Origin of the sequence: Yoonia sp. (assembly GCF_042093035.1) — a bacterium.
GTDB lineage: Bacteria > Pseudomonadota > Alphaproteobacteria > Rhodobacterales > Rhodobacteraceae > Yoonia.
Genome location: NZ_JBELFI010000086.1, coordinates 1 through 11,284 on the forward strand (window position 1 = coordinate 1; position 11,284 = coordinate 11,284).

At 58.0% G+C, this 11,284-nt stretch carries 11 protein-coding genes; 3 read left to right on the plus strand and 8 right to left on the minus strand.

Annotated elements, in window-relative coordinates:
• Positions 1 to 59: 59 nt before the first annotated feature.
• Complete coding sequence (locus ACFDSS_RS10805) at positions 60 to 392, minus strand: hypothetical protein (protein WP_375255754.1); 333 nt, start codon at positions 390 to 392, stop codon at positions 60 to 62.
• A gap of 129 nt (positions 393 to 521) precedes the next feature.
• On the opposite strand from ACFDSS_RS10805, the gene ACFDSS_RS10810 reads away from it, so the two are divergent.
• Positions 522 to 1,079, plus strand: a complete 558-nt coding sequence (locus ACFDSS_RS10810; RefSeq protein ID WP_375255755.1) for a hypothetical protein — start codon at positions 522 to 524, stop codon at positions 1,077 to 1,079.
• Positions 1,080 to 1,188: 109 nt separating this feature from the next.
• Here ACFDSS_RS10810 and ACFDSS_RS10815 read toward each other — a convergent pair whose 3' ends face one another.
• A complete protein-coding gene (locus tag ACFDSS_RS10815; RefSeq protein ID WP_375255756.1) occupies positions 1,189 to 1,785 on the minus strand; it encodes a riboflavin synthase in 597 nt (198 codons plus the stop codon).
• A 139-nt stretch (positions 1,786 to 1,924) separates the two neighbouring features.
• Between ACFDSS_RS10815 and ACFDSS_RS10820 the strand changes: the two genes are divergently transcribed.
• On the plus strand, positions 1,925 to 3,220 hold the full coding sequence (locus tag ACFDSS_RS10820; protein ID WP_375255757.1) for a capsule biosynthesis protein: 1,296 nt from the start codon (positions 1,925 to 1,927) through the stop codon (positions 3,218 to 3,220).
• Positions 3,221 to 3,230: 10 nt separating this feature from the next.
• Complete coding sequence (locus ACFDSS_RS10825; protein ID WP_375255758.1) at positions 3,231 to 5,213, plus strand: capsular polysaccharide biosynthesis protein; 1,983 nt, start codon at positions 3,231 to 3,233, stop codon at positions 5,211 to 5,213.
• Here ACFDSS_RS10825 and ribD read toward each other — a convergent pair.
• The 6 genes from ribD to ACFDSS_RS10855 all read right to left on the minus strand — a co-directional run.
• Entirely contained in the window at positions 5,199 to 6,296 is a 1,098-nt protein-coding gene (gene ribD, locus ACFDSS_RS10830; protein ID WP_375255759.1) for a bifunctional diaminohydroxyphosphoribosylaminopyrimidine deaminase/5-amino-6-(5-phosphoribosylamino)uracil reductase RibD, read from the minus strand. The two genes, ACFDSS_RS10825 and ribD, sit on opposite strands and share 15 nt — an antisense overlap.
• Entirely contained in the window at positions 6,293 to 6,766 is a 474-nt protein-coding gene (gene nrdR / locus ACFDSS_RS10835) for a transcriptional regulator NrdR (RefSeq protein WP_375255760.1), read from the minus strand. Before nrdR ends, ribD begins: the two co-directional genes overlap by 4 nt.
• A 153-nt stretch (positions 6,767 to 6,919) precedes the next feature.
• A complete protein-coding gene (locus ACFDSS_RS10840) occupies positions 6,920 to 7,327 on the minus strand; it encodes a secondary thiamine-phosphate synthase enzyme YjbQ (protein WP_375255761.1) in 408 nt (135 codons plus the stop codon).
• Positions 7,327 to 7,593, minus strand: coding sequence for an HlyU family transcriptional regulator (locus ACFDSS_RS10845; RefSeq protein ID WP_375255762.1), 267 nt, complete (start codon positions 7,591 to 7,593; stop codon positions 7,327 to 7,329). Before ACFDSS_RS10845 ends, ACFDSS_RS10840 begins: the two co-directional genes overlap by 1 nt.
• A gap of 36 nt (positions 7,594 to 7,629) precedes the next feature.
• On the minus strand, positions 7,630 to 9,612 hold the full coding sequence (gene rpoD, locus ACFDSS_RS10850) for an RNA polymerase sigma factor RpoD (protein WP_375255763.1): 1,983 nt from the start codon (positions 9,610 to 9,612) through the stop codon (positions 7,630 to 7,632).
• 132 nt (positions 9,613 to 9,744) lie between these two features.
• On the minus strand, positions 9,745 to 11,284 hold a 1,540-nt coding region (locus ACFDSS_RS10855; protein WP_375255764.1), incomplete at its 5' end, for a DNA primase.

Below are 11,284 nucleotides of genomic sequence, written 5' to 3' on the forward strand. Positions count from 1 at the left end.
CTGAGCCCCTGGGGATCATGATCCACCTTGCTTACAAGTCATCGTGATAACCTATCAGGTTAGTCCGTATTGTCGTCCCACGCACAGCGATCAAACGACGCATAGCGATGCAGCACCCGCGTCCCGCCCGGCGCGCCGACGAGACGGGAACAGCCTTCAACCTCGGTTCTGCTTTCGAAGACTGAGACGACGCCACTTTTCCCCGCAGGGTTCGCGACGCAAAGAACTTCGCCTGCCGCCAAATCAGCGCCATAACGATCCCCGCCGCGCGCTTCGACAACAAAGTGGAATGTCTCTGCATCTGCATTCCTGACGCAAACCTCAACCGCATAGCCGGGCGCGGGCAGGGTAACAAAGAGCCACGCAGGGAAGAGGATGTAGCTGTATCGCATGCCCCAACCCTTGCCCGCCCCGACCCGCAGAACAACCCGCGCGCGGTCACTTCATCGTGACAAGAGGTGACCAACTACTTCAACGGCATGCTGCTAGAGGTGGAGGGGCAAAATAATCGGGAGGACGACATGTTTACGATGAAATCACTTCTTACCGCTGGCGTTACGGCCACAGCCTTTGCAACCGCGACATTCGCGCAAGACGCCCCGGCTGGAACGGACGCGGACGCGGCTTACGCTGATTTACTGTGGGAGGTCATGGTGGCGGCCCGGCTTGCCGGCGACGGGATGCAACTTGCCTTTCCATACGAGGGCGTCGTCCCGCATGGCATGATGCTTGAGACATTCTATACCACCGCCACCGTGGACGGGTACGAGGGCTCTTTGATCGTCAAGCGCAACTATGGCCCAGAAGGTGTCAGCGCGGATGAGGTGCTGGGCGATCCGCAAACCTATATCGGTGCCTATACGGTGATGTTTCAGCGTGAGGCTGGCTATGACGATGAAAACCGTGATTGGTTCTGGGTGAAATATCTGCCTGACGGGAGCCTTGACAAGAACCCAGCCGGGATGCGTCTTGCCGGGCGCGTTGGCAAGGGTGCGGATGCAGGCTGCATCGCTTGCCATGCCGGTGCGGGTGACACGATGATTTTTACCACAACGGCCACGGTCCCCGGCCTTCGCTAAGCCGGACTGATCTTTGGGGGGTTGCAAGGCCAGCTTGGCCTTGTACCCCATAAATTTGTGCGAAACGGGCCTAACAGCGATCACGCGCAAGGCCCGGTCAGCAACCCCATCACCCGAATGCGCGCAGCCGCGCCACGTAGCGCGCCATGGTGTCAATCTCAAGGTTGACAAGATCGCCGACCGCGGTCTTTGCCCATGTGGTGGCGATCTTTGTGTGCGGGATGAAATTGACGCCGAATTCGCGGCCATCCACTTCGTTAACCGTCAAAGACGTGCCGTTGAGCGCAACCGAGCCTTTGGGCGCAATGAACCGTGCCAGATCATCGGGTGCCCGGAAGGTGATGCGCGTGCTGTCGCCCTCATCGCGCATCGCGACAATCTCCGCCACGCCATCGACGTGGCCTGACACGATATGGCCGCCCAACTCATCACCGACCTTCAAGGCACGTTCGAGGTTCACGCGCGTGTTGATCTGCCAGCCACCAACATTCGTGGCACCGACGGTTTCGGCTGAAATTTCCACATCGAACCAGTTCCGCGGACTGCGTCCCAGAGCGATGACCGTCAGGCACACACCATTACAGGCGATGGACGCGCCGATCTCAATGCCACCCACATCGTAACCAGTCCCGATCCGTGCGCGCAAATCACCGCGCTGCTCGATTTCAAGCACTTTGCCGATATCCGTGACTATCCCAGTAAACATGTTCCGTCCGTCCTTTATATCCCTGCCAAGACCTAGCCTTTCACCGCCGCACCGACAAGGCGCAGCCCTTGCGCGAGGCAGATAATCAGGACAGAAAAGGATTTACGCCTTTGAAACGAAGACCGCCTAGAGTGCCATGATGACGTCACGACGCACATATCTTTTCCTGCAAGGGCCGCATGGGCCGTTCTTTTGGCAATTGGCCAAAATGCTGCGCAAAACCGGTGCAAACGTGTTGCGTGTGGGGTTCAACGCCGGCGATGCTGCATTCTGGCGAAGGTCGCAGGATTACATTTCCTTTCAGGAGCCTTTGACGGCTTGGTCCGAGACACTGGCCGCCTTGCTGACGGACCATCAGATCACCGATCTGGTGCTATATGGCGATACCCGCCCGATTCATGCGGAGGCTGTGACTCAAGCGAAGGTACTGGGCCTGCGGGTTCACGTTTTTGAAGAAGGCTATATGCGGCCCTATTGGGTGAGTTATGAACGCGATGGCAGCAACGGGTATTCCCAATTGATGGATATCAGCGTCACCGATATGAAAAACCGGTTGGCGCAGTCAGACGGGGATATGCCGACGCCGCCCGCGCAATGGGGCGATATGCGACAGCACATCTTTTATGGCGCACTCTATCATTGGTTCGTGATGTTCCGAAATCGCCGCTATCCCGCTTACCGCAGCCATCGTACCCTACCGGTGCATCGCGAAGCGGCACTTTATACCAAACGGCTCTTGCTGATGCCCTATTTCGCGCTGGAAAGGGCATGGAAAACGCGCCAGATCAAAGCGGGCGGTTATCCTTATCACATCGCCTTGTTGCAACTTGAGCATGATACAAACTTTCAGACCCACGCTGAATTTCGTGACATGCGGGCCTTTATTGCCATGGTTATTGACGGATTTGCCAACGGCGCGCCCGTCCACCACCACCTAATTTTCAAGGCGCATCCATTGGAAAGCGGACAAGCGCCGCTGCGCCACATGATCCGCGACATCGCGCGGACCTACGGGATTGCAGCACGCGTGCATTACTTGCGCGGCGGCAAGCTGGCGCAACTGCTGGATGAGGCATCGTCGGCGGTCACCGTAAATTCCACCGCCGGGCAACAGGCGCTCTGGCGTGGGATCCCGCTGAAGTCCTTTGGCAAGGCAGTCTACAACAAAACGGAATTCGTCTCAGATCAGTCGCTTGACCAGTTCTTTGCAGAACCCGCGCGGCCCGATATTGCGGCCTATCGCGATTACCGGCAATTTCTGCTGGAAACCAGTCAGGTTCCGGGCGGGTTTTATTCTGCCTCTGGCCGGAAACAGCTGTTGCGTCAGGTGATTGATATGATGCTGCGCGAAGAAGGGCCATATGCCACGATCAAAGGCAAAGATACGCGGCACCCAAAACGGTTGCGCGTTGTGAACGAGGGCCGGCTGCCGTAGCTTGGCGGCAATGACCCAGATCGCGCGCGAAAACCTTTTTGTCTATAACGGCGGCTTTCTGACTCAAGGCCGTGTGAGGCGCATTCTTCAATTGTCCGGCTTCGATATTCGGCTCGGGACACCTGCGGATGGCGATCTGGTCGGGGTCTGGGGGCATAGTCCTACCGCCCCGCGCGGTCAGGCGGTAGCGCAACGCAAAGACGCACCGATCATTCGGATTGAAGACAGTTTCCTGCGCTCCGTCAAACCGGGGCGCGACGGAGAGCCGCCCATCGGTTTGAACATTGACCGAAACGGCGTGCATTTTGATCCCGCAGCGCGCAGTGATCTGGAAATGATCCTGACGGAAAATCCGCTTGATGACACCGTCCTTCTGGACCGCGCGCGTGCGGGCATGGCATTGATGCAAAAGCATGAAATCTCAAAATACAATGCCTCCGATCCGGGCCTGCCCGCCCCCGATCCGGGTTACGTGCTGGTGATCGATCAAACCCGAAAAGACGCCTCTGTCAACGCCAGCGGCGCGGACAGCAATACATTCCGCGAAATGCTTTTTTTCGCGATGACCGAACACCCCGGCGCGCGCATCATCATTAAAACGCACCCGGAAACACAGGCCGGGCATCGGATCGGCTATTTCAAGCAAGAAGATGCCAATTACCGGATTTCTGTTTGCACTGATCCCTTGTCACCATGGACACTTTTTGAGGGCGCGACAGCAGTTTACACAGTCAGTTCCCAAGCCGGATTTGAGGCTATTCTTGCAGGCCACAAGCCGGTGGTTTTCGGCCAACCGTTCTATATGGGGTGGGGGTTGACCGATGACAGAAAGCCATTGCAACGCCGCCAACGCAATCTGACGCGCGCGCAGCTCTTTGCCGCCGCGATGATCCTTTACCCGACATGGTACGACCCGTTCCACGACCGTCTTTGCAGCTTTGAGGAGGCGCTGGCCACGATCACAAGCCAAAGCCGCGCGTGGCGCGAGGACCAGCACGGATGGGACGCGGCGGGGATGCGGCTGTGGAAACGCAAACCGATCCAGGATGTCTTTGGTAGCGTGAAGCCGGTGCGGTTCCTGCGCGGCAACGCACCGGCACGGAACAGGAACCTGATGCGTTGGGCATCAGCGGACGGTTCCGATGGCACATTGGTTGAGGATGGTTTCTTGCGGTCACGGGGGCTGGGGGCTGATCTGGTCGCACCACTCAGTCTGGTATTGGATGATATCGGCATCTACTACGACGCAACCCGCCCCAGCAAATTGGAAAACCTTATCAACCAAAGCGCTGCGCTCACGCAGGCCGAGCGGCAGCGTGCAGAAGCCTTGATCGCGCGGATCAACGGCGCGGGCCTATCCAAGTATAATCTGAAAACTGACCGTGCCCCAAGCTTGCCAAAGGGCCGCCGGATCCTCGTGCCCGGTCAGGTGGAGGACGATGCCTCAATCACCTTTGGCACAACCGAATTCGGCGATAACCTGTCCTTGCTCAAAGCCGTTCGCGCAGCCAACCCTGCCGCCGTCGTGATCTACAAGCCGCATCCAGATGTGGAAACCGGATTGCGACCCGGCGCATTACCGGATGCGACGGGAATCGCGGACGCAGTACTAAACGACACAGATCCAGCCGCAGCGATCGCGGCAGTGGATGAAGTCTGGACCATGACGTCGCTTCTTGGGTTTGAGGCACTGTTGCGCGGCAAACCCGTCACCTGTTTCGGGATGCCTTTTTACGCCGGTTGGGGGCTCACGGATGACCGCGCGATGCCAATCCCGCGCCGGGCAGCGCGCGTTGATCTTGTTGCGCTCGTCCATGCCGCACTGATCGATTATCCACGATATTTTGATCCTGTGACACAGCAGGCCTGCCCGCCAGAAGTGGTCGTAGATCGTATTGAAAACAATGACTTGCCACCACGCAGGATAGCCAACAGGTTGCTTGCGAAAACCCAAGGGCTGATGTCGGGCTATGCCCATCTATGGCGCCGATGATTTATCCCAGATCTGGCAGATGTCCGCTCCAAGCCGCGACACATCGACCAAATCGAAACGGGGCGCCGTGTCGAGTTTTGAAACACCCATTGCAGCCAGCATCGGTGTGCCCTCTGCCCCGATTGCCGTACCTGCGCTGAACACTACCAAACGGTCAACCAATCCGGCATTCAAAAGCGATGCCCCCATCATCCCGCCGCCTTCGCAAAACACCCGCGTGATCCCCTTGTCTGCCAGCACCCGCATCACGTCATGCGGATCAACCGCGCCGGACGCGGTGGCGCATGGCAGGCTGACCGCACCCTGATCTATCCAAGGCTGCACCTGTGCCCCCGCCTCATGGCAAAGCCAGACGGGGACCACTTGGGCGGTCCGCGCGAGCTGCAAATCTGCTGGCAATCGCATTGCGCGCGACACGACCACGCGCACCGGCTGGTGACTGATCCCCAGACCCCGCACCGTCAGCGATGGATCATCTGCGCGCACGGTGCCTGCACCCACCATCACAGCGTCGTGGCGCGCGCGCATCATATGCACCGCCCGACGTGCATCCGGGCCCGTGATCCACCGGCTTTCACCCTTGGCAGTTGCGATCCGCCCGTCCAGCGTGCCCGCAAGTTTGAGCGTCACGAAGGGACGGTCTTGCGTGATCCGCAGGAAAAAGCCTGCATGATCGGTGTCGGCCTGATCTTTTAAGACGCCTTGCGTGACTGAAATGCCCGCAGCCATAAGCTTTGCGATCCCCCGGCCCGCAACACGCGGATCGGGATCGCCGGTCGCGACAACAACACGGGCGACTTTTGCCACAATCAGCGCCTCAGCGCAGGGCGGTGTCTCGCCGTGATGCGCGCAAGGTTCGAGGCTCACATAGACCGTTGCCTGTTCTGCCGCTCCTCCGGCCTGCGCCAATGCGATCGCTTCCGCGTGAGGGCGTCCGCCGTCCGCTGTCGCGCCCCGACCAATGATCTGGCCGCCCTTGACGATCACGCAACCAACTGCGGGGTTGGGCCAGACACGCCCCAAGCCGCGCCGCCCCAATGACAGGGCGAGCGCCATGAAACGGGCGTCAGAGCCGCTGGTCACCCTTTATCTTCGGGGCCGTTATCCGGGCGTAACTCACTGACAAATTTGTCGAAATCATCAGCGGCCTGGAAATTCTTATAGACGCTGGCGAAGCGCACATAAGCCACCGTGTCAATCCGCGCGAGGCTTTCCATCACAATTTCACCGATGGTGCCTGAGGGGATGTCGGTCTCTCCCATGCTTTCCAGACGGCGCACGATCCCGCTTATCATCTGGTCCATCCGTTCGGGTTCGACCGGGCGTTTTTGCAAGGCAATCCGAATCGAGCGTTCCAGTTTTGGCCGGTCAAAGTCCTCCCGGCGCCCGTTTGACTTGATGACAACCAAGTCGCGTAGCTGCACCCGTTCATAGGTCGTGAACCGCCCGCCACACGCTGGGCAAAAACGACGGCGACGAATAGCCACGTGATCTTCGGCCGGGCGGCTGTCTTTTACCTGAGTGTCGACATTTCCACAAAATGGGCAACGCATGATGATCCCTCATATCTTCTATGGGGGCGTCGCGCGACAGCCTCCCAACTTATCCACAGCCACTATATGTAGACGGTTCACATTTGGGTAGTGGGCAAATGCAGGGTGCAGGCGCGGAAAGAAAAGCGTTGCAGTTGGGACTCGCTTTTTGCTTCAGCGTAGCAGTTTTGCGATGACCTGGCGCTGGTGCGGGCGGTCGCGATGTTCGAACAGATAGATCCCCTGCCACGTCCCCAAACTGAGCCGCCCGTCGATGACAGGAATACTGAGGTGGGTTGGCAAAAGACTGGCTTTGATATGGGCGGGCATATCGTCGGGGCCTTCATTGGTGTGGGTCAGATAGGCCATGCGGGGGTCGGTCGCGGGTGGTGCCAGACGCGTGAAAAAGTTTTGCAGATCGGTTTGTACCTCCGGGTCAGCGTTTTCCTGAATGAGCAAGCTGGCCGAAGTGTGCTGCACGAAAAGGGTCAACAGCCCATCCCCGCGCACCCACGCTGTCACGTCGCGCGTGAATTCATAAAGGCCGGGGCCATTTGTGCTGATGGAGAACTGCGTCTGCATCACATCTCAAACAGGCGATCACCCATCTGGTCAATGAGTTGCTTTGCTTTCACCACGGCCGCCGCGTTTGCAGCCTCTTGCGTGTTCAATATATCGGCGCGGATCAGATGATGGACCTTCAAGTCACCGCCCACCTGCTTTTCAACCCGCGCCGCCAGCCGAAACCCATCGCTGTCTTTTTGCGCGGCGGGGTAAACGGCGAAATCCTTGTAGGTCTCTGGCTCTTGCTCTGGCTGTTTGCGGCTTCCAAAGAGTTTGCTGAACACTTCATGCGCCCCCTGATTTGAGGTGATGTCGGACCCTTACTGATCCAGGAATGACCGCAGCTTGCGCGACCGGCTTGGATGCTTGAGCTTGCGCAGCGCCTTGGCCTCGATCTGTCGGATCCGTTCACGCGTGACGCTAAACTGCTGACCGACTTCCTCAAGCGTGTGGTCGGTATTCATGCCGATCCCAAAGCGCATCCGGAGCACCCGTTCTTCACGTGGCGTGAGGGAAGCGAGAACCCGGGTCGTTGTTTCCTTCAGGTTTTCCTGAATGGCGCTGTCCAGCGGCAGGATTGCGTTCTTATCCTCAATGAAGTCGCCGAGCTGGCTGTCTTCCTCATCCCCGATTGGGGTCTCAAGGCTGATCGGCTCTTTGGCGATCTTCATGACTTTGCGGACTTTCTCCAAAGGCATTTGCAGCTTTTCTGCCAATTCCTCTGGAGTGGGCTCGCGGCCAATTTCATGCAGCATCTGTCGGCCGGTGCGCACCAGTTTGTTGATCGTTTCGATCATATGGACAGGAATACGGATCGTGCGCGCCTGATCTGCGATCGAGCGCGTGATCGCCTGACGAATCCACCATGTCGCATAAGTCGAGAATTTATACCCGCGCCGATATTCGAATTTATCAACGGCTTTCATCAAGCCGATGTTCCCTTCCTGAATAAGATCAAGGAATTGCAGGCCGCGGTTCGTGTATTTCTTGGCGATTGAAATCACCAGACGCAAGTTCGCCTCGACCATTTCTTTTTTGGCCTGGCGCGCTTCCTTTTCGCCCTTCTGGACTTGCTGCACGATGCGGCGGAATTCGGTGATATCGACGCCGACATATTGGCCAACCTGGGCCATGTCGCCGCGCAGTTCTTCGATTTTGGCGGTCGATTTCTCGGTCAGCATTTGCCAGCCACGACCGGATTTTTCACCCATGTCAACAAGCCAGTTCGGATCAAGCTCACGACCACGGTAGGCTTCGATAAATTCGCGACGGTTGATCCGGGCTTGGTCGGCCAACTTCACCATCGCGCTGTCAATGGACATGATCCGGCGGTTGATGCCGTAAAGCTGGTCAATCAGCGCTTCAATCCGGTTGTTGTGCAGGTGGAGCGAATTCACCAGTTCGACAATCTCGGAGCGCAGTTTTTGATACTTGCCTTCCTGCTTGTCGGAAAAGGACGAATCCTCATTCAACGTCGCCGACATCCGCGCATCCTGCATGTCAGAGAGTTCCGAAAAGTCGCGCGCAATGATTTCCAAGGTTTCCAGAACCCGTGGCTTCAGCGCGGCTTCCATCGCGGCAAGCGACATGTTGGCCTGATCTTCGTCGTCATCATCGTCGTCTTTGACGATCGGATTGCCGTCCGCGTCGAGTTCGTGGGTTTCTTCCTTTTTCTCTTCTCCAGCGACGGCCGGGGTGGCTACAACGGTTTCTTCCTCGCCCTCCTCGCCCATCTGGTTGCCGAAAGTCGTCTCCAGATCGATCACGTCACGCAGCAGGATGTCTTCTGACAGAAGTTCGTCACGCCAGATCGTAATCGCCTGAAATGTCAGCGGGCTCTCACATAGCCCCAGGATCATTGTATTGCGGCCAGCCTCTATCCGTTTGGCAATCGCGATCTCGCCCTCGCGCGACAAAAGCTCAACCGAACCCATCTCGCGCAGGTACATCCGAACCGGGTCGTCAGTGCGATCAAGCTTTTCGGCCTCAGCACCGCCAATGGTCACATCGCGCGAACCCGATACGGTCGCGACAGCGGTATTGCCTTGATTTTCCTCGGTTTCTTCGCTCTCTTCTTCCTCTGTAACCTGAATTCCCATTTCAGAGAGCATCGACATCACGTCTTCGATCTGGTCGGAGGACACCTGTTCAGGTGGCAGCACCGCATTCAGCTGATCGTAGGTGATGTAGCCGCGTTCACGCGCGTCGGCGATCATTTTCTTAACGGCGGTCTGGCTCATATCAAGGCTGATATCACCGTCCTGGTCAGCGTCTTTACGATCGTCTGTATCTTTCGCGGCCATACAATATGCCCTTTCAAAGCGCTTGGTCATGCCGAGGTGATTCGGCTGATTCGGTTTGGGACGAATCAACCCCGCATCGAAGTGATTCGCAAGCAGGTCTGATCCTATTTTTACCGGGTGTGACGATAAACGTCAGTTAGGACGATTTCGTCCTTTGGCAAAATTGATTTTCTCAAGAAGCTGGTCAAATGCACTTTGCTCATCTTTCTTCATGCGTGCACCGTTCGCGCCAATGGCGTATTCGGCCTTGTCTTCATTATCGCCACGCCCTGCCTTGTCGACGGCAGCGGTGGCTTGCGCCAAACGCCAGGTCAAACCCTCATCGGCGACCCCGCTGAGGTCTTCGATCGCATCCTCGATTTCACGGGCATGGCCGCGACGCGCACTGAGCTTTGCAAATTCTTCCGCCAGACACAGGCGCGCAATCTCTGGATTGCCCTCGCGCCTGACAGCAGGGCTGATAGCGACATGGTTCTGGCGCATGAGTTTTTCAAGAGCATCCCCGCCAAGTTCACCCTGAATAGTCGCAATGAGATCATCCGTCCCAAGATTGCGCAGCACACATGCCTGCAACGCGCGATGCTCTGGGTCGCGGCTGTCCAATTGCTCCAGCGCGGTTTCAAATTCCGGCGCGACGGTGGGCGCCACGATCATGGCTGCCAGAATCACCGCCTCGCGCAGGTGGTCTTCGGCGGCACCCGCCGTCGCCAAAGCAGAGCTGCGCGCACTCGCCACGGGACTGACATCACGCTTCCAAGGGTCTTGGCGGCTGTTCCATCGCCCCGGCGCACCAGTGCGCGGCCTCTGCGGCTTACGCGGTGAAAACAGAGCCCAGCGCATCTCTTTGATGGCCTGCCCATAATGGTTCCGGATGGAAGGGTCTTTAATCAGCTGGATCTTTTCGCGCAGCGCTTTGTCGAGTGCCGCCTTGCGCTCAGGGCTGTCAAAGTTCCGCCCTTCGGTTTCGCGTTGCCACAAAAGTTGCACCATCGGGATCGCCGCATCGAGCAGCTTTTGCATCGCCCCCGCCCCTTGCGCCTTGATGAGATCATCGGGATCAAGTCCTTCCGGCATCATCGCAAACCGCAAGGATTGCCCGGCCTCAAGCAGCGGCAAGGCGATATCAATCACCCGCATCGCCGCGCGCATCCCGGCAGTATCACCATCCAACGCGATAATCGGCTCCGGAGCGATCCGCCACAGCAGGCGCAACTGATCCTCGGTAATCGCCGTGCCGAGCGGGGCGACTGTGGCGATAAACCCTGCCTCAGACAAGGCAATTACATCCATGTAGCCCTCGGCGACAATCAGCGGCTTGCCTTTGCCTGCCGCTTCACGTGCGGGTCCGTAGTTATAAAGGCTGCGGCCTTTGTCGAACAATGCGGTCTCAGGGGAATTGTAATATTTGGCTGGCGCATTGGGGTCCATGGCGCGGCCCCCAAAACCAATCGCGCGGCCACGGGCATCACGGATCGGAAACATGATGCGATCACGAAAACGGTTGTAAAGCCCATTGCCGCGATCACTTTCAGCCGCCAATCCGGCATCAACGACAAGCTTGGCATCAGTCCCTTTTCCGGTCAGATGCTCCAATGCGCCGGCTTTCGCAGGCGCAAACCCGATTTCCCAACGGGCCTGCGCATCCGCGCTCAAACCACGTTGTTCCAAATAG